This is a genomic window from Nocardia sp. NBC_01327, assembly GCF_035958815.1.
Taxonomy (GTDB): domain Bacteria; phylum Actinomycetota; class Actinomycetes; order Mycobacteriales; family Mycobacteriaceae; genus Nocardia.
The window spans coordinates 3,895,696-3,913,456 of sequence record NZ_CP108383.1; the positions used below are offsets into that span (position 1 = coordinate 3,895,696).

The window sequence follows — 17,761 nt, forward strand, 5'->3', positions numbered from 1 at the left end:
CTCTGTTTGACAACCTATCGTCCTCCAATCTACTTTGCTCATGGAATAGTTCCACCATGGAAGTATTGGAGAGAACAAGTGAGCGAGGCGTCATCCGTCCGCCGTTGGCTCGGCTTGATCGCCATCGCCCTCGGCGTGGCCTTGATCGTGGTCGACACCACGATCGTGAATGTGATCATCCCGTCGATCATCGAGGACCTGCATACGGGTTCGACTGAGGCGCAATGGATTCAGGAGTCCTACGCGATCGTCTTCGCGGCGCTGCTACTGCTGGTCGGCCGCATTGCCGACATTGTCGGCGCACGCCGAATCTTCGTCGCCGGTGTGATCGTCTTCGGAGTGACCAGCATTCTGGCGGGCCTGGCGCCCGGCGGCGGCCTGCTTGTCCTGGCCCGATTCCTGCAGGGCGCCGGCGCCGCCATGATCCTGCCGACCTCGCTGGCACTGCTGAATGCCAACTTCACCGGCAAAGCCCGTGGTCAAGCGTTCGCCGTCTGGGGTTCCACCATCGGTGCGGCCGCCGCGCTCGGCCCGCTGCTCGGCGGCTGGCTCGCCGAGCACGTCTCCTGGCGCTGGGCCTTCGGCATCAATGTGCCGCTGGCCGTGCTGATCGTGATAGGCGTGCTGGCCTGCCTCACACCCTCGCCGCGCGTGCCCAGCCGCATCGATGTGCCCGGATCGATCCTGTCGGTGCTCGGCCTGGGACTGCTCGCCTTCGGATTGGTGGAGGGCCGCACCTACGGCTGGATCGGCACCAATCATCCCCTGGATATCGGCGGATTCACCTGGGCGAGTGGACCTTCCCCGGTTCTGGTCGCACTTGTCCTGAGCGCTGTCTTCCTGGCCGGATTCATCCGGCGGCAGATGCTGATACGTCGCGGCGACCACCCGGACGGCGCCCTGATGGATCTGAGCCTGTTCGCACTGCCCTCGTTCCGCAATGGCAATATCGCCACCCTGATCATCGGCCTCGGCGAATTCGGCATCGTCGCCGTGCTGCCGCTGTGGCTGCAATTCACCCTCGGCTACAGCGCCGTGCAATCGGGCCTGGCCCTGGTCCCCGTCGCCATCGGCAGCTTCATCGCCAGCGGCGCCAGCTTCGGCATGGCAGGTAAGGCCTCACCGCTCACTATGGTCCGGCTCGGCCTGGGTCTCGAGGTCGCCGGTCTGGCCGCGCTGGGATTCTTCGCCACCACCGGCAGTTCCTGGTGGTCGCTCTCGCTCATCCTGTGCGTGTACGGCATCGGCGTGGGATTCGCGACCGCCCAGGTCACCAATGTGGTGCTCGCCGATATCCCCGAAAGCGACAGCGGTCAGGCCTCGGGCATTCAAAGCGCCTTCCGCCAACTGGGTTCCGCTCTCGGTATCGCCGTGCTGACCACCGTCTTCTTCACCACCCTGAGCTCCCAGGTCACCGATCATCTCACCGACAGCGGCGTATCCCGGGTCCAGGCAGGCGAATACGCGCACACCATCACCGATACGGCGGGCGCGGCGATCGAAGGCTTTGCCGCCCAACCGCATACCGAATCCATTGCCGAGGCCGGCCGCACCGCCATGACCAACGGCATCACCCTGGGCGGCTACCTGGCCGCGACCTTCGTCCTGCTGGGACTACTGGCCACCGCACTGATTCCCCGGCAACTCAATTCGCCCGAAGCAGCGGTTGAGTCGAACAGCGAAACGCACCACCGAAACTCCGTGACACCGTGAAATCGAGGTATTCGACGGTGATTCCACGCGCCTGCAACGCATGTCCGACCCGCTCGAACTCGGGATCCGTGATGTAGGTGGAGGAGTCGATGGGCAGGCCGTTCGTCGCCATGGCGGCGGCCTCCTCCTCGGTGACCACGATCTGCTCCCAATCCCGCAGGGGCTCAGGAAGACCCGCGGGCAGCCGGTCCGGGCAGGTGATGATCAATCCTTCTCGGACCAGTCCGAACGCGCAGTCCAGGTGCAGGACATGCGGCGGCATCGGGACCACTGTCACCGTGAAGCCGTGGGGCCGAAGGTATTTGGCGAGCCATTCGCGGCCCGTGGGATTGGTCGCCATCCCCGATTCGCCCACGAACACGTGCTGGCCGAGCACCAGCACATCCCCGCCCTCCAAAAAGGGCCCGGCGCCGTTCTTCTCGCCACCGGGCTCCGGTATCGCGGGGGAAGGCAGTGCCACATAGGCTGCCGCACTGGGCATTACCCGCTCCACCAGTAACTCGCGGCTGGTCAGAATCTCGTGCCGTCGATGCGGAAACTGCAGCACGCCTTCGATGACATGATCGCCGACGGTGAACCACGGATCGCGCACAAAGAAGTTCGCGTACCCGGTGCTGCCACCGGCCGCCTTCTCCGCATCGGTCAGCAAGCGCGGCCGCAGTACCTCGACCCCGTACTTGCGCAGCACCGCGGCGAGATTCTCCCGCTCCGCCTCCCACACCGCCTGCTCCCGGGGAAACACCTCCCCGAAATCCTTCCCGGCAATGGACCGGATCTCGCCCCGCGCACTCTCCGGCACCGGCGGCGCATGCCCGAGCGCCGCCAGATCGTCCGGCGCACGCACCTGCGACTGCGCCACGACCACCGTCCGCAAGGTCGCGAACTCGCTATCCACCCGGACCGACCCACCGTTGGACACCATCCGCGCAACGTTAGCCAAACCCCGGGAGCGGCACCGGGCGGACACGCCGAGCCGGACTGCCCACAGCGCGCCACCTACACCGGAGGGCCGCACCACCCACTTCCCCGGCGTCCTCGACCTGTTCGCCGTGGCCGGAGGAACCCTGACCGCGCAGTCGTGCCGCGTGCAGCTCATTCTCAGGGTCGTTTGCCAGACTCGGGGCAGTGACCGCGGTGCTCGGGAAGGATGCTGATGGGACGAGGGATGAATCGGCGATCGATGCTCGCGGTAGGGGCGCTGGCCGGGCTGGTTCCGGTGCTCGACGCGTGCGGCGGAAAGGGTAAGCACCCCAAGGCGGTCGCGCCGACGACGCCCGCACCCCTGACCGGTTCCGGCGCCGATATCGTCATGATCATCCGGCACGGTGAGAAGCCGGACGGTTCCGGAAGTCCGTACGGAATCACGGCCGACGGCGACCACGATGCGGAGTCGCTGACCGTCCGCGGCTGGACCCGGGCGGGTGCGCTGATCGGCCTGTTCGATCCCCGCACCGCCGATGCCAAGCCTGCTCCGCTCCGCGCGGGATTATCCAGGCCCGCAACAATATTCGGCGCCGACCCGGGATCCGGCGGCAGCAAGCGTCCCGCCGAGACGGTAACCCCGCTGGCGGAGGCGCTGGGCTTGACGGTCGATCAGCGCTTCAAGAAGGGCCAGGAGGCGCAGCTGGCCGCCGGGCTCGCACACGCGACCGGCCCGGTCCTCATCTCCTGGGAGCATGAGAATATCGCCGAGATCATCGCCCACCTCGGCCCGATCAGCCCGAATCCGCCTGCCTCCTGGCCCGGTTCGCGTTTCGACATGGTGTACGTCTTCACCCGCACAGGCAATGGCTGGGCCTTCACCCAGGTCCCGCAGCTGCTCCTGTCCGGCGACGCGCCGACGCCCTTCGGCTGAATTCACGCTGCGGCTCATTCCATGTTCCGACCGCCCGCAAAAGGCTTACCGTCTTTATATGTTCGGCATTATTCGGCCCTGCCGTCACCGGCTGGGTGAGGAACTCGGACGGGCGTGGCTGGCGCAGCTGTGCGGACTGTGTCTCGCACTGCGCGACGATCATGGGCAGAGTGCCCGAATAGCAACAAATTACGACGGCTTGATCGTCTCCGCCCTGGTGGAGGCGCAATCGCCGACCCCGCCCACGCGCCGGGAGGCCGGTCCCTGTCCGCTCCGGGGCATGCGGCGCGCCGATGTGGCAACCGGCGACTGTGTGCGCCTGGCGGCAACGGTCTCCCTGGTACTCGCCGCCGCCAAGGTGCGCGACCACGCGGACGACCACGACGGAGTCGCGGGCACGGCCGGTATGCGGCCCGCCGCCCGGCGCATCGCGCAGCGGTGGGCTCGGCAGGGTGAATCCTCCGGTGCGGGCCTGGGTTTCGACACGGCGGTGCTGCTGACAGCCGTGGACCGGCAGACCGCGATTGAGGCCGCGGCCGGTCCGGGCACCTCGCTGCTCGAGGTGACCGAACCGACCGAGACCGCGACCGCCGCGGCCTTCGGCCATACCGCGGTACTGGCGGGCCGCCCGTCCAATGCGGAGCCGCTCGCCGAGGTCGGCCGGATGTTCGGCCGCATAGCGCATCTCGTGGACGCGGTCGAGGATCTCGGCGACGATCTCGACCACGGCAAGTGGAATCCGCTGGCCGCCACCGGAACCGATACCGCCGAGGCCTACCGGCTGTGCTCGGATGCCCTGCTCGGCATCGAATTGGCGCTGGCGGAAGCGGAATTCGCCGACGGCCGGCTCATTCATCGCCTGCTGACCCATGAGCTCCGCCGCTCGGTCCACCGCACCTTCGGCGCGGAGTCGGGCTGCACCGGTCACGGCGCGCAGTCCATAGTCGAAAGTCGCTGGCGCCGCCGCAATCCCGGCGGGTATCCACCACCGCAGGGCTATTACCCGCCACCCGGCTATCCGCCGCAGGGCTACTACCCGCCCCAGCGCCGCCGCGGCTTCTGCGTCCCCTTCTGCGAGGGCGTGGCCTGCTGCGAATGCTGCAACTGCACCGACGACTGCTGTTGCTGCTGCTGCGACGACAGCTGCTGCGACTGCTGAGCGCGGGCCTCAGGCGCGAATCAGGGTGCGGGGGAGTGGAATCAGCGCACCCACCTGCTTCTGATAGTCCCGGTATCGGTCGCCGAAGGTGGCGATGAGCATCCGGTCCTCGACGTGCACCCGCCACCCCAGCCACGCGATGGCGAACACCAGGATCACCATCTGGGAGCCGAAGCCGGCGGTCAGGGTGAGACCGGCGATCGCGCCGAGCAGTCCGGTGTAAATGGGATGGCGCACCAGCCGATACGGCCCGCCGGTGCGCAGCTCGTGATCCTGCTGGATCATCGGCCGCCCCGCCCACATGGTGCCGAGTGCCAGCCGCGCCCACACCATCAGCGCCGCGGAAGCGATCACCAGAACCGAGCCCGCATCGATCAGCCCCGTCGACTTCCAGGTGACCGAGTCCCACATGGTGTGCGGGAGCAGATCCAGCACCACGATCAGCACCGCGAGACCCAGGATCATCCAGGGCTCGGGCAGCAGCGTGCGCAGGAAATGCCAGATCTTCCCCCGCAGGCTCGTCTGCCGTACCGCCGCGAACCACACCGCGGTCCCGACCCAGACCAGTCCTACGATCGAAAAACTCCAGCCCGCGGCTGCCTGCAGGAAATCACTAACGACCATGAACCCAGCATGCCGCCGCATTACCGCCCGAACCACCACCCCAGGCGCAACCCGCCTCCACCCGTGGGTGGGATTCCCGGCCCGGCCCGCAAAACACAACGGCGACCAGGAACTGATGGCGGCGACCACTCGCACAATGCCGCCACCACTTCCTGGTGATCTTGCAGCGCTACGAGGAGAGGGTGCTGGACCCGGAGCCGCCGGAGCCGCTGCCCAGGGAGCCGGTGCCGCCGGAGCCGCTGCCGATCGTGGTGGTGGTTGTCAGCGTCCAGGTGCCGCAACCGGCGGTGTAGAAGGCGATATCGCCGGGTTGGATCTCGACCTTGACGTAGCCGTTGATCGCGCCGCCGCTCTGCAGCACGGCGCTGAGGTCATCGGTGATGGCCGACAGCCGGGCCCAGGCGCAGATGCTCGCGGCGGTCGTCGTCGTGTAGACGCCGGGCTGGATATCGATGCCGACCTTGAAGGTCGAGTCGGAGCCCATACTGCTTGCGGCGGTGGCGGAGGCGGGTCCCGCCGCGGTCAGCAGGGCGACAGCGGTGAGCGCTACGCCATTGAGCCACAGGGTCTTACGCATGAATACAGGTCCCGTCGAATATGTGAAATGCAAGCGTTTCGCAGGGTAGCGGGTGGAAGACGCCGCCGGAGCGATTCGGTACGAAAATCCGGACATCGCCGGGCGGATAGCGGCCGGGAGGGCCATGATTGCCGATGTGACAGGGGAATTCGTGGCCATTCCGGACTGGTTTTCGCAACAGAATCAGGACTGTGGGATCGCCGTCGCCGATCTGAGCGGCAATGGAACATCAGACATCGTCGTACTGATGGTGGACGACCCGGCAGGCCAGAACACGGGCAACTATCGGGTCGGCACCGCTCTGCAGGACGATGGCACCGTCTCCGCCTGGGGCCCTTGGCTTTCGGTGCCCGACTGGTGGGGCTGGGAGAACCAGGGCGCGGGCATCGCCCTCGCGGACCTGACCGGCGACGGCCGCCTCGATCTGGTGGTGTTCCTGGTCGACAATCCCGTCGGCCAGAATCAGGGCTACTACCGCGTCGGCCGCGGCCTCACCGCCGACGGCACGATCACCGGCGGTTGGACGCCGTGGCAACAGGTTCCGGACTGGTACGGCTGGGAGAACCAGGGCGCCGATATCTGCCTCACCCGGATCGACGGGCAGAACGTCATGGTCATGATGACGGTCGACAACCCGCCCGGGCAGAACTCGGGCCAATTCCGCCTGGCCAAGGGCCTCACCGCCGACGCCGCGGTCGCGGAATGGACACCGTGGCTGGAGATTCCGGACTGGTGGGGCTGGGAGAACCAGGGCGCGGGCATGACCGTCGCCGATCTCGACGGCGACGGCCGCCCGGAGCTGATCGTCTTCGCGGTCGACCATCCCGACAATGGCAATGGCGGGGTCTACACCGTCGGCTGGGGTCTGGACGGCACCGGTCACTGCGTGGACGGCTGGAGCAGCTGGTCACACATTCCGGACTGGCGCTTCTCCCAGAACCAGGGCGCGGCAATAGCTTTGCTGCCCACCACCGGAGCGGTCCCACAGCTGGTCGTCTGCACCATCGACCATCCGGACGGCGGCAATGCCGGATATCTGCGCGTGCTGGACCTGGAAACCGATCTGGCACAGGCCCCGACCGCGGGCGTCTGGCGAATTCTCGATTTCGGCACCGAGATCAATCCGGTGCATTCGGCCCTGCTGCACACCGGCGATGTGCTGTTCTTCGCGGGTTCGGGCAATGATCCCGATCGGGAGAACGCGCACGACTTCCGCACTCGCGTATGGCATTACCCGAACCCGGGTCTCGACGCGCCGGTGACTCCCATCGACATGTTCTGCTCCGGTCAGGCCTTCCTGCCCGACGGCCGCCTGCTCGCCGCCGGCGGCACCGGGCAGTACGACCCCTTCTACGGCCTGCGTGATTCGCTGCTCTTCGATCCGGCCACACTCACCTGGAACACGATGCCGGACATGACGTTCGGTCGCTGGTACCCGACCCTGGCGGCCTTGCCGACCGGCGCCGTGGTGGCGGTATCCGGGCTGGGCACGGACGGATACCTCTCGGAGACACCGGAACTGTTCGATCCCGCCACCGAGACCTGGTCGCAGTTGCCGATTCCGGGGCCGATACCCACCTACGGCCACCTGATCCTGCTCGCGGACGGGCGGCTCTTCTATACCGGCGGTCAATTCGGCGTCAACAACGGCATGCACCCCTCGATCTGGAACCCCGAGACGGGCGCCCTGACCCAGGTCGACGGCATGGTCGATCCGGAGTCGCGCAGTCAGTCCACCAGTGTGCTGCTGCCGCCCGCGCAGGCGCAGCGGGTCATGCTCCTGGGCGGCGGGAATGTCGATCCGCACGGCCCCGGCACCGCTTCGGCGGACACCCAGATCGTGGATCTGACCGCCGCGACGCCCGTCTACAAGCCCGGGCCCGCCATGGAATTCGCCCGCATGCACCTGAGCGCGGTACTGCTGCCGGACCGCACCGTGCTGGTGGCGGGCGGTTCCGGCATGGAGGAGATGGCCGATATGGTCCCGCCGCACGCCGAGCTCCTCGACGCCGGTGCGACCGCCTTCACTCCCACCGCGCCGGAACGTGTTGCCCGGCTGTACCACTCGGTGGCGCTGCTCATGCCCGACGGCAAGGTTCTCACCGCCGGCTCGAATCCGCTGCGCAAGACCGAGGAGCTGCGCATCGAAATGTTCTGGCCGCCCTACCTTTTCCGCGGCCCGCGCCCCGAATTGGAACTGGCTGCCGGGACCATCGGCTACGGCGGCGCCCTCACCGCCTCCACGAACGGGACGCCGCGCGAGGCGAGCCTCATGCATCCCAGCTCGTGCACGCACTCCTGCGACAACAATCAGCGGCTCATCGATCTGCCGTTCACGGTCACCGCGCCCGGCACGCTGAGCCTGACCATGCCGTCCGGTCCCGCCCTCGCGCCGCCCGGCTGGTATCTCGTAGTCGTCGTGGACATGAACGGCATACCGTCCGTAGGTCGATGGGTCCACCTGAGCGACTGAATACTCTCTCCACTGCGGCCGCCTGCCGCGTCGCTACCGGGCATGACGGGTGGCGACGCGATAGGTTCGGGGCCGCAGACGGAGGAGTGTGCCATGAACACCACGGAACCCCGGGTCGTTCCCTCGACCCATCTGATGGTCGGCCGGATGCCGGTCCGGACCGCGGTCGTCGTCGGCGCCCTCGGCGTCGTCTTCGGCGATATCGGCACCAGCCCGATCTACACCATTCAGACCGTCTTCAACCCCGGCGATCCGCACCCGATTCCGCTCGACTCCGCCAATATCTACGGCGTTGTGTCGCTGATCTTCTGGTCGGTCATGGCGATCGTGACCCTGACCTACGTCACGCTGGTGATGCACGCCGACAATGACGGCGAGGGCGGCATCATGGCGCTGATCACGCTGCTGCGGCGCACCGGCGGGGGCAGCGGCCGGACCGCGGCGATCCTTGCCGGGCTCGGAATCTTCGGCGCCGCACTGTTCTTCGGCGACAGCATGATCACCCCGGCCATCTCGGTGCTGTCCGCGGTGGAGGGTATGAAGGTCGTGCGCCCCGGGCTGGCGGATTTTGTGGTGCCGGCCACCGTGGTGATCATTCTGGTGCTGTTCATGGTGCAGCGCCTCGGCACGGCGGCGGTGGGCCGGCTGTTCGGGCCGGTGATGATCGCCTGGTTCACGGCGATCGGCGCCTGCGGTGTGGGCGGGATCGTGCAGCACCCGCAGATCCTGAAGGCGCTGTCGCCGACCTATGCGCTCGGATTCATGTTCGGGCACTTCGGCATTGCGTTCTTCGCCCTGGCCGCGGTGGTCCTGTCGGTCACCGGTGCGGAGGCGCTGTATGCCGATATGGGCCATTTCGGCCGCCGGGCGATCACCCGCGGCTGGCTCGGGCTGGTACTGCCCGCGTGCACCCTGAGCTATCTCGGACAGGGCGCCCTGCTGCTCGGTGATCAGTCCGCGGTGAGCAGCCCGTTCTTCCTGCTCGCCCCCGGCTGGGCGCGGCTGCCGATGGTGCTGCTCGCGACGGCCGCCACGGTCATCGCCTCACAGGCGGTGATCACCGGCGCGTATTCGGTTGCGGCACAGGCGGCCCACCTCGGTTATCTGCCGCGCCTGCGGGTCGAGCACACCTCGGAGTCGACCATCGGGCAGATCTATGTGCCGTGGATCAACTGGGTGCTGATGGTCTCGGTGATCACCCTGGTCTTCGCCTTCCGCAGCTCCGCGGCGCTCGCCTTCGCGTTCGGTATGGCGGTGACCGCCACCATCACCATCACCACGCTGCTGTTCTTCTATATCGCCCGGACCCGGTGGGGCACCCCGCTGTGGCTGGTCGTCCTGGGCGCGGTGCCGCTGCTGGTGATCGATCTGCTGTTCCTGGCGGCGAATCTGACCAAGCTGGTGCACGGCGCCTGGCTGCCGCTGCTGATCGGCATCTCCACCTTCACTGCCATGACCACCTGGCGGCGCGGGCGCGAAATCGTCACTCGCGCAAGGGAGGAGAAGGAGGGCCCGCTGCCCGAGTTCATCGACGCGCTGCACGAGAATCGACTGCCGGTCGTCCGGATCCCCGGCACCGCGGTATTCCTCAGCCGCAGCAATGAGACCGCGCCCCTGGCGATGCGAGCGATCGTGGAACACAATCGCGTGCTCGCCGAACATGTGGTGATCGTGTCCATCGTGACGCTGCCGGTACCGCGCATCCCCGATTCCGAGCGCACCCAGATCGACGAGCTGGTCTACGCCGATGACGGAATCATCCACGTGACAGCGTCTTTCGGGTACATGGAGAAGCCGAATATCCCCGGCACGCTGCGCACACTCGATCCGGCGAAGACCGAGGGCCCGATCTCCGTCGACGACGCCTCCTACTTCCTGTCCAAGATCGAACTGAAGAAGGGCGACGCACCGACCATGGCGGCCTGGCGCAAGAGCCTGTTCATCGCGACCTCGCACATCACCGCGGCTGCCGACGAATACTTCGGCCTGCCCGGCGAACGCACGGTCCTCATCGGTTCACGAATCGAGGTGTAGGACAGGGGGAGTCGGCTAGCCGCCGACGTCGCCCACCCCGAATCGGTCTTCGAACGCGGATCGATTCGCCGAGACGACAGCCCGGTCCCAGACCGTGAAGACCACCCGGTCGAAGGCAAGTCGTGGGCATCCTATTTTTGGTCACCTCTACTAAATCGGTTCGAGATCCACCCGGATTCCACCCGCGGGTGGTGGGGCCGGATCGCCGGATCGCCGAATGTTAGAGGCATGAACTTGCAGAACGCGGTAGTCGAAGGCGTCATTGTGGTGCTGGTGGTCGGCTGGATCGTGTACCGGCAGACGCAGTGGCAGGTGCTCGATCCGATGCGGATCTGGCGCGGCCCGATCGTTCTCGGCGTGGTCGGCGTCCTCCAGATGAAGACGGTGCTCGCCGGCGATACCCTCGGCGGGACGGCGGTCGCGCTGCTGGTCTTGTCCGCGGTGCTGAGTCTGGGTGTCGGCCTGGCCATGGGCGCGGTATCCCAGGTGCGCTGGATCGACGGTCAGTGGCAGGCGCGCACGGGATGGCTCGGCTCGGCGCTGTGGCTGGTCCTGCTGGCGGTGCGTATCGGGGTCGAGGTGTGCGCGCGGTCGGTCGGCGCGGGCGTGGTCGCCTCGGTCGGCGCCATTCTTCTCATGCTGGCGCTCAATCGTGCCGGTCGTGGCGTGGTCCTGGCCCGTCGTGCCGGACTCTCGCGGATGGTTGCGGCAGACTGACATCGATGATCGTCGCAACGTTCACCGGAGCCACCACGGGCCTGACCAGGCTGTTCCGCCTGGTCGGGCTCATTGCCGTGGTCCTGGGGTCCGTCGATGCGGTGTCGTGGCACCCGCTGTGGGTGTCGGTGCTCATCGTGCTGTCGTGGATCGGCTGGGCGGGATGGCTGACGGCCCCCGCCGACGCCTCGAATGGGGCGCTGAGTTGTGAGCGAATCTCGCTGTGCGCCATGGCTATCGGAGGCGGCGCGACAGCCGCGCAATCGAACGGTTCGATGATCACGGCGCTGGCGACGGTGCTGGCGGCGACCGCCCTGCTGAGTAAGCCGGCCTGGTTCGGTTACGGCCTGGCCGCGCTGACCGTGGTCCTCATGTTCGTGTCGAGTCTTGTGGTGGCGGGCGAGCGGCCCCGGTCGCTGCTGGGCCTGCTGACCGGGGTGGTGGTCCTGGCGCTGATGGGCTGGGCCCGTCGGCAGACGCGCATTGCCGCCGAGCAGAATCGATTACTCGTCGAACAGAACCGCGTGATTCGCGCCGAACGTGATCGCGCGGCCGCCATGGCCGAACGCGGTCGCATCGCCCGCGATATCCACGACGTACTCGCGCACACCCTCGGCGGGCTGGTCATGCAACTCGATGCCGCGGACGCCCTGCTCGAGGCCGGTGCGGTCGAGCAGGCGGCCGAACGGGTGAAAGCCTCGCACACGCTGGCGGTGTCCGGATTGGCCGACGCCCGCAGGGTGGTCGGCGCCCTGCGGGCCGAGGGATCCGATCTCACCACCGAATTGCGCCGCCTGGCCGGGGAACATCGCGCGACCGGTGGCGAAGTGCAGGTCGAGATCGATGCGGCGACCGGCAGAGCGAGCGAACAGGTCGAGATGGCCGTTTCCAGGGCCGTGCAGGAGGCGCTGACCAATGCCCGCAAACACGCTCCCGGACAGCCGGTTACGCTCACCGCGCAGGGCAGCGCCACCGAGGTGGAGCTCGTGATCTCGAATGCGCTTTCGGCACACGGGGGTTCGCTGCGGCACTCCGGATCGGGTGCCGGGCTGCTGGGTATGAGTGAACGGATCGCCGCGATCGGCGGCACGGTGCAGGCGGGTAGGGAGGAGGGTCGATGGGCAGTGCGAATCCGGGCGCCACGCCGGTGATCACGGTGGTGGTCGCCGATGACCAGACCACGGTGCGGGACGGGCTGACTACGGTGTTGTCCCTGCTGCCCGATATCGAGGTGGTGGGGGAGGCCCGCGACGGTGCGGAGGCGGTCGAACTGGTGCGCCGCCTGGAACCCGGTGTGGTGCTGATGGATCTGCGCATGCCCAACGTGGACGGCGCCTCCGCCACGGCGGCCATCACGGCCTCGCATCCGGGCACCGCGGTCCTGGTGCTGACCACCTACGCCGACGACGCCTCGATCGCCGGTGCGCTCCGGGCCGGCGCGCGCGGCTATCTCACCAAGGATGCGGGCCGCGCCGAGATCGCCGCCGCCATACGCTCGGTCGCCAGCGGCCACACCACCCTGGCCGCCGATGTCGGCCGCCGCCTGGTCGCGGTGCTGGAGACCCCGGCAACCCCCGCCGTGGACCTCACCGATCGGGAACTCGAGGTGCTGCGCCTGATGTCCCAGGGCCGCAACAACACCGAGATCGCCAAGGAGCTGTTCATCGGCGTCAGCACGGTGAAGAGTCACATCAATTCGCTCTTCGCCAAGCTCGGCGTCCGCGATCGCGGACAGGCCATCGCGTATGCCCATCGCGCCGGTCTGGCCCGCTGATGCTGTCGCCGCACCGGCATACGATGTCCGGATGACTCGCAGTCAACGTTTGCGCATCGTCCCGTCGCAGTTCGCGGTCGAGCATCTGGCCAATTCCACTTTCCCGGAGGACGACGAGTGGATCGCGCTGGTCCGGGCGCCCGAGGGGCTCACCGTCCTTCGTGATGCCCCGGCGTGGGTGGACGGCGAGCGGTGGAAGGGTTTCTACAGCGACGGCGACAGTCACGGCCTGGATCAGCCGGGCATGCTCGCCGCGGTGGTCGGCCCGCTGGCGGAGTCGTCGATTCCGGTATTCGTCGCCTCGACCTATCACGCGGATCTGGTGCTGGTGCCCGATCATCGGCTGGATGAGGCGACGGCGGTACTGCGCGATGCCGGGCATCGGATTGCCGAGTAGACCCGGTCCCGGTTGCGCGGACCGGGCGGCGGGTGCACCATACTACTGTCTACGTACGTAGAACGTATGCGAACGGCCCTGCCGTGCGGTGAGGAGGCGTCAGAAATGGCTTCGCGAGGATTCGGCGACCTGGAAGCGGTCGTGATCGAACGGATTTGGGATCACGGCGATAAGACGACGGTCCGCGAGGTGTTCGACGGTCTTGCCACCGAACGCGAAATCGCCTACACCACTGTCATGTCCACCATGGACAACCTGCACCGCAAGGGCTGGCTCGAACGCGAGCGGGTCGGCAAGGCCTACCACTACTGGCCGACTCTGAGCCGCGAGGAGTACAGCGCCCGGCTCATGAGTGAGGCGCTGGGCAGCGGTGGCCGCTCCGATCTGGTGCTGGCGCACTTTGTGCAGCAGATGAGCGCCGAGGATTCCGAGGGGCTGCGCGCCGCACTGCGCAAACTCGCGCGGGGTAAGACTCGCTAGTCGATTCACCGACCGGGCCCGCCCCTTCCGAATTCATCTGAAACCTGTACTCGTTCTTCAGCGTACCAACTAAGTACGTACGGAGATAGTGGATTGTTTCCGGAAGGTGTCGGCCGGGTGGCCGCAGGGTGAGCGCTTCGTGTCGAAAACGTAGGCGGCCGAACAGATTCGGCGCGGCGATCCGGTGCTCAGTTTTCGAGCGGTGAGCAGATGGTGATGGCGATGATGGCCGTCACGACAGACGCGAGGGGAACCAGGACCGCCGCCGCGGCGCCGGCTGTCAGCGCCAGCCGTGCGCGCGTCCGGACGATCGGGGCGCTGGGTTCGGACAGTCGCCGCAGCCGGGTGGCGAGTCCCTCCTCGGCCATCCTGTGCGCTCCGGCCGACAGTCCGGACAGGGCCAGCAGGGCCTGGAAGACCGTGGCGCGGCCGTGGATTCGCGCGGCGGCGTCATCGGCGATCATTTCGAGCAGTCGCGCGATCTCGACGGCGCCGGCGGCGAACAGATCGATGCGCGGCATCACCGCCGTGAGACCGCGGGTCAGCGCCAGCAGCAGATGGTGGCGTCCGGTCAGATGGGCGCGTTCATGACTGAGCACCGCGGCGACATGCTCGTCGCCGAGCGCGTCGAGCACGCCGCGACTGACCACCACCGTATGTGGTTTTCCCGCAACGCAATACGCCGCAGGCTCGTCGACCTCGAGGATGACGGCGTCGAGTCCGCTGTGGTGCCGCCCCGCCAGGCGGGCCATCCGGCCGTGTTCGAGGGTGGTGCGCCGGGATCGCAGCAGCGAGCGGCCGAGCCGGACCGCCACCGTGGTCGCGGCCAGTGCCGAGAACCCGGCGAGCAGCAGGAGCCCGATCTGGATCGGCGAGCCGTAATCGCCCACGACGGCATCGTGCAGGTGCACCAGGCAGGTATCCATGAATCGGTGCGGCACCGTCCGCACCTGGTGCGTCACCAGGTCGAGAATGAGAATTACCAGCGCCACCGCCCACGCCAGCACGGTCGAGGCAATCGAGGTCAGCCAGGCCGAGAGTGCGACATGCGGGGCCGCGCTGCCGTGACTGACTCGGAGCAGCAGTCGTGGCGCCAGCACAGCAACCGCGAATCCGTAGAGCAATAGACATGCGGCGACGGTCATTGCCGTACCTGCCGTCCACCCGGCCGCATGTGACTCCTCCCGTTGGTCCGGCTGAGTGTACGGAGCAAACCTGAGGGGAGCCTTACTTGCTCGGGTGCGGGTGTCCGGTCGAATCGAGTGTTGCGCTGACCGGCTATCTTCCGGTATTACTATCTACGTACGGAGATAGTAGATAAAGCTTGTGCCGCCCCCTCATCGGCACAGGGGCGCCGACCGGACCGGCGCCGGTGACGAGCGGAACGGGGGACCACCCCTCATCGGGCCTGTTCCGCTCGTCGCCACCCGTCCTCAGGGTACGGCGAGGAGTTTGTCCGCCGCCGCCTCGATGCGCGCCTCGTCCAGGAGTACGGTGTCCGCCGCCGGGCCGAGCGGAATGAAACTGTCCTCACTCGTGACCCGCGCGATGCGGCCGTCGAATCCGGCATCGAGCAGCGCCGCGTAGATTCCCTCGGAAACCCCTCCGCTGCGGCGGGTTTCGTCCACGATGAGCACCTTTCCGGTGGCGCGCGCATTGTCGAGCAGATCGTCGATCGGCAGCGGCGCCAGCCAGCGCAGGTCCAGGACGCGGGCGTGAATACCGCGTTCGCTCAGCCGCCGCGCCACCCGCAGGCTCATCGGCACGCCGTTCGCGAAGCTCACGATGGTGAGGTGGGTGCCGATGCCGTGCACCCGGGCCAGCCCGATGTCGGCATGTCGCACGGCGGAGACCGGGGCGAGCCAGCCGCCGTCGCCGGGGCGGTACAGATCGCGGGTGTGATAGAGCGCGATGGGCTCGAGGAAGACGCACACCCGCCCGTCCACCCGCGCCGCCGAGACGCAGGTGCGCAGCATGGCGGCCGCATCATCGGCGCGGGACGGGGACGCGATCACCACGCCGGGGATATCCCGCAGTGCCGCAATGGAATTGTCATTGTGGAAGTGCCCGCCGAAACCCTTCTGATACGCATAGCCGGCGATGCGTACCACCATGGGATTGCGGTAGCTGCCATTGGAGAAGAACGAGAGCGTGGCCGCCTCACCGCGCAGCTGGTCCTCGGCATTGTGCACATAGGCGAGGTACTGGATCTCCGGGATCGGCACGAACCCGGCCAGCGCCGCACCGAGCGCGGTGCCGAGCACACTCTGCTCGTCCAGCAGGGTGTCGAATACGCGGCGCACACCGAAGGCCTGCTGCAATCCCTTGGTGACGCCGTAGACGCCACCCTTGCGCCCGACATCCTCACCGAACACGAGCACATCGGTATCGCGGGCCAGGAGCTGTCCGAGTGTGTGATTGACGGCCTGCGCCAAGGTCATCGGATCACCGGTGTCCACCGGCGGCGCGGCGACGGCCTCGGTCCACGCGGACCACGGTTGCTCCTGGTCCGACTGCGGGGGCGCGGTGCGCAGCGCATCGGTGCGCACCACGGTCGGGCGTGCGGGCGCGAGCGCGGCCATGACCGCCTCGGCCGAGGTGAGTTTCGTTTCGCCCCGGACGGATTCGGCGGTCGCGGCGACCAGCGCGCCGATATCGCTGTAGCGCCTGAGGATTTCACCGGGTGTGGCGACGCCCGCCGCGACGAGCATGCGCGCGGTCCTGGTCACCGGATCGCTGCGCAGATCGGTGGCTAGGTCGGCCGGTCGGCGATAGGCCGACTCCACATCGGAACCGGCGTGCCCGAGCAGGCGCACCGTCCGCAGCCGCAGGAACGCCGGTTTGCGGTGTGTGCGTACCCAATCCGCCGCCTCCCGCGCCGTTTCCAGGGTCTCGAGCAGTTCCGCGCCGTCGGCGTCGAAGTAGCGCAGCCCGGGCCGGGAGCCGTAGGCCTGCTCGATCCAGGTGCGCGGTGTCGGCACGCTGATGCCGAGCCGGTTGTCCTCGCAGACGAACAGAATCGGCATGGCGACACCGAGGTGCGTGGTGTACACGGCGGTATTGATCGCGCCGGCGGCCGTGGAGTGATTGGCGGACGCGTCGCCGAAGCTGCACACCACCACGGCATCCGCGGGCCATTCGCAGGCCACCCGCAGCTGATTGGCGCGCTCGAGCGCGAAGGCCAGTCCCACCGCGCGTGGCAGATGGGAGGCGATGGTCGAGGTCTGGGGGATCACATGGGCGGGCTTACTGCCGAAAACCTTGTGCCGCCCACCGGAAATCGGGTCCGCGGCCGCCGCGACGACGCCGAGCAGGACATCGCGGATCGGATCGAGTCCGGGCACCTGCCGGGCGCGATGGACGAAGAAGGCCGCCGATCGATAGTGCAGCAGCGCCGGATCGGTGGTGCGCAGCGCCGCGGCCACCGCCGCATTGCCCTCGTGGCCGGAGGAGCCGATGCTGTAGTAGCCCTGCCCTTCTCGGGTCAACCGCCGCGCCGTCAGATCGAGGTGCCGCGCCGTCGCCTGATCGTCGAAGAGTTCGAGACAGCGCGCGCCGGTCAGCGGACCGCCGGGGGTGAGCGGGTCCTGGGGTGAACGGGACGCACCGGGTCTCGTGGCGGCGACTTCCGCCCGAAACCACTGGTCTAGTTCTGCCTCCCGCTCGTTGATACGACCCACCTCTCCCCATTTGTCCCAAATGTCGTGTACGCCGGGCTATCAGCGTAGATGTGAAATGGGCGTCTCCTCCGGATCTACGAATTCCTCGGCTGGTCGCCGGTGGAGCGATCGGGGCGCACCAGAATACTGTGCCTGCTCACCCGCTCCAATGTTTCGGTATCGAGCACGCACAGCCCGATCTCGATGATTTCCATGGGTTGTCCGGGTGGATGGGGACCCTGCCAGCAGGTGGCCTCCACATCCACCACATTCAGATATCGCGTATGCATAGCGCCGGA

At 67.6% G+C, this 17,761-nt stretch carries 16 protein-coding genes; 10 read left to right on the top strand and 6 right to left on the bottom strand.

From position 1 onward, the window contains the following. The first annotated feature begins 78 nt into the window (after positions 1 to 78). Positions 79 to 1,713, top strand: coding sequence for an MFS transporter (locus OG326_RS17565; protein WP_327145714.1), 1,635 nt, complete (start codon positions 79 to 81; stop codon positions 1,711 to 1,713). Here OG326_RS17565 and OG326_RS17570 read toward each other — a convergent pair. Further along, positions 1,646 to 2,635 (bottom strand): dimethylarginine dimethylaminohydrolase family protein, encoded by a 990-nt coding sequence (locus tag OG326_RS17570; protein ID WP_327145715.1) that lies wholly within the window; start codon positions 2,633 to 2,635, stop codon positions 1,646 to 1,648. The two genes, OG326_RS17565 and OG326_RS17570, sit on opposite strands and share 68 nt — an antisense overlap. Positions 2,636 to 2,878: 243 nt before the next feature. Between OG326_RS17570 and OG326_RS17575 the strand changes: the two genes are divergently transcribed. Further along, the gene (locus OG326_RS17575; RefSeq protein WP_327145716.1) at positions 2,879 to 3,568 is read left to right on the top strand and encodes a hypothetical protein; all 690 of its coding nucleotides are present in this window, start codon (positions 2,879 to 2,881) and stop codon (positions 3,566 to 3,568) included. Between the two features lie 58 nt (positions 3,569 to 3,626). Continuing rightward, entirely contained in the window at positions 3,627 to 4,727 is a 1,101-nt protein-coding gene (locus tag OG326_RS17580) for a DUF5685 family protein (RefSeq protein ID WP_327145717.1), read from the top strand. A 9-nt stretch (positions 4,728 to 4,736) separates the two neighbouring features. Here the strand turns inward: OG326_RS17580 and OG326_RS17585 are convergent, their stop codons facing one another. Both OG326_RS17585 and OG326_RS17590 read right to left on the bottom strand, forming a co-directional pair. Continuing rightward, the gene (locus tag OG326_RS17585; protein ID WP_327145718.1) at positions 4,737 to 5,351 is read right to left on the bottom strand and encodes a methyltransferase family protein; all 615 of its coding nucleotides are present in this window, start codon (positions 5,349 to 5,351) and stop codon (positions 4,737 to 4,739) included. Between the two features lie 169 nt (positions 5,352 to 5,520). After that, entirely contained in the window at positions 5,521 to 5,928 is a 408-nt protein-coding gene (locus OG326_RS17590) for a hypothetical protein (RefSeq protein WP_327145719.1), read from the bottom strand. Positions 5,929 to 6,064: 136 nt separating this feature from the next. Here OG326_RS17590 and OG326_RS17595 point away from each other — a divergent pair, with 136 nt between their 5' ends. The 7 genes from OG326_RS17595 (at position 6,065) to OG326_RS17625 (ending at position 13,803) form a co-directional block, all read left to right on the top strand. Beyond that, a complete protein-coding gene (locus OG326_RS17595) occupies positions 6,065 to 8,401 on the top strand; it encodes a galactose oxidase-like domain-containing protein (RefSeq protein WP_327145720.1) in 2,337 nt (778 codons plus the stop codon). Between the two features lie 135 nt (positions 8,402 to 8,536). Continuing rightward, positions 8,537 to 10,435, top strand: a complete 1,899-nt coding sequence (locus OG326_RS17600; protein ID WP_327146512.1) for a potassium transporter Kup — start codon at positions 8,537 to 8,539, stop codon at positions 10,433 to 10,435. 228 nt (positions 10,436 to 10,663) lie between these two features. Next, the gene (locus OG326_RS17605) at positions 10,664 to 11,152 is read left to right on the top strand and encodes a hypothetical protein (RefSeq protein WP_327145721.1); all 489 of its coding nucleotides are present in this window, start codon (positions 10,664 to 10,666) and stop codon (positions 11,150 to 11,152) included. Positions 11,153 to 11,157: 5 nt separating this feature from the next. Then, positions 11,158 to 12,303 (top strand): sensor histidine kinase, encoded by a 1,146-nt coding sequence (locus OG326_RS17610; protein ID WP_327145722.1) that lies wholly within the window; start codon positions 11,158 to 11,160, stop codon positions 12,301 to 12,303. Next, on the top strand, positions 12,270 to 12,926 hold the full coding sequence (locus OG326_RS17615; protein ID WP_327145723.1) for a response regulator transcription factor: 657 nt from the start codon (positions 12,270 to 12,272) through the stop codon (positions 12,924 to 12,926). Before OG326_RS17610 ends, OG326_RS17615 begins: the two co-directional genes overlap by 34 nt. Before the next feature lie 31 nt (positions 12,927 to 12,957). Continuing rightward, the gene (locus OG326_RS17620; protein WP_327145724.1) at positions 12,958 to 13,323 is read left to right on the top strand and encodes an ACT domain-containing protein; all 366 of its coding nucleotides are present in this window, start codon (positions 12,958 to 12,960) and stop codon (positions 13,321 to 13,323) included. Between the two features lie 105 nt (positions 13,324 to 13,428). Beyond that, on the top strand, positions 13,429 to 13,803 hold the full coding sequence (locus tag OG326_RS17625) for a BlaI/MecI/CopY family transcriptional regulator (RefSeq protein WP_327145725.1): 375 nt from the start codon (positions 13,429 to 13,431) through the stop codon (positions 13,801 to 13,803). Positions 13,804 to 13,991: 188 nt separating this feature from the next. On the opposite strand, the gene OG326_RS17630 is transcribed toward OG326_RS17625, so the two are convergent. The 3 genes from OG326_RS17630 to OG326_RS17640 form a co-directional block, all read right to left on the bottom strand. Next, positions 13,992 to 14,948, bottom strand: a complete 957-nt coding sequence (locus tag OG326_RS17630; protein WP_327145726.1) for a M56 family metallopeptidase — start codon at positions 14,946 to 14,948, stop codon at positions 13,992 to 13,994. A gap of 288 nt (positions 14,949 to 15,236) precedes the next feature. Further along, positions 15,237 to 17,483 carry a thiamine pyrophosphate-dependent enzyme gene (locus tag OG326_RS17635; protein ID WP_327145727.1) on the bottom strand — a complete coding sequence of 749 codons (2,247 nt, stop codon included), beginning with the start codon at positions 17,481 to 17,483 and terminating at the stop codon, positions 15,237 to 15,239. Positions 17,484 to 17,557: 74 nt separating this feature from the next. Beyond that, complete coding sequence (locus OG326_RS17640) at positions 17,558 to 17,752, bottom strand: hypothetical protein (RefSeq protein WP_327145728.1); 195 nt, start codon at positions 17,750 to 17,752, stop codon at positions 17,558 to 17,560. Between the last annotated feature and the right edge of the window lie 9 nt (positions 17,753 to 17,761).

Bases quoted from the DNA above. Each gene is read 5' to 3' on its own strand.
- OG326_RS17605 (WP_327145721.1), top strand. From the start codon at position 10,664: ATGAACTTGCAGAACGCGGTAGTCGAAGGCGTCATTGTGGTGCTGGTG.
- OG326_RS17580 (WP_327145717.1), top strand. From the start codon at position 3,627: ATGTTCGGCATTATTCGGCCCTGCCGTCACCGGCTGGGTGAGGAACTC.
- OG326_RS17615 (WP_327145723.1), top strand. From the start codon at position 12,270: ATGGGCAGTGCGAATCCGGGCGCCACGCCGGTGATCACGGTGGTGGTC.
- OG326_RS17570 (WP_327145715.1), bottom strand. From the start codon at position 2,635: ATGGTGTCCAACGGTGGGTCGGTCCGGGTGGATAGCGAGTTCGCGACC.
- OG326_RS17600 (WP_327146512.1), top strand. From the start codon at position 8,537: ATGGTCGGCCGGATGCCGGTCCGGACCGCGGTCGTCGTCGGCGCCCTC.
- OG326_RS17590 (WP_327145719.1), bottom strand. From the start codon at position 5,928: ATGCGTAAGACCCTGTGGCTCAATGGCGTAGCGCTCACCGCTGTCGCC.
- OG326_RS17620 (WP_327145724.1), top strand. From the start codon at position 12,958: ATGACTCGCAGTCAACGTTTGCGCATCGTCCCGTCGCAGTTCGCGGTC.
- OG326_RS17640 (WP_327145728.1), bottom strand. From the start codon at position 17,752: ATGCATACGCGATATCTGAATGTGGTGGATGTGGAGGCCACCTGCTGG.
- OG326_RS17625 (WP_327145725.1), top strand. From the start codon at position 13,429: ATGGCTTCGCGAGGATTCGGCGACCTGGAAGCGGTCGTGATCGAACGG.
- OG326_RS17575 (WP_327145716.1), top strand. From the start codon at position 2,879: ATGAATCGGCGATCGATGCTCGCGGTAGGGGCGCTGGCCGGGCTGGTT.
- OG326_RS17630 (WP_327145726.1), bottom strand. From the start codon at position 14,948: ATGACCGTCGCCGCATGTCTATTGCTCTACGGATTCGCGGTTGCTGTG.
- OG326_RS17585 (WP_327145718.1), bottom strand. From the start codon at position 5,351: ATGGTCGTTAGTGATTTCCTGCAGGCAGCCGCGGGCTGGAGTTTTTCG.
- OG326_RS17610 (WP_327145722.1), top strand. From the start codon at position 11,158: ATGATCGTCGCAACGTTCACCGGAGCCACCACGGGCCTGACCAGGCTG.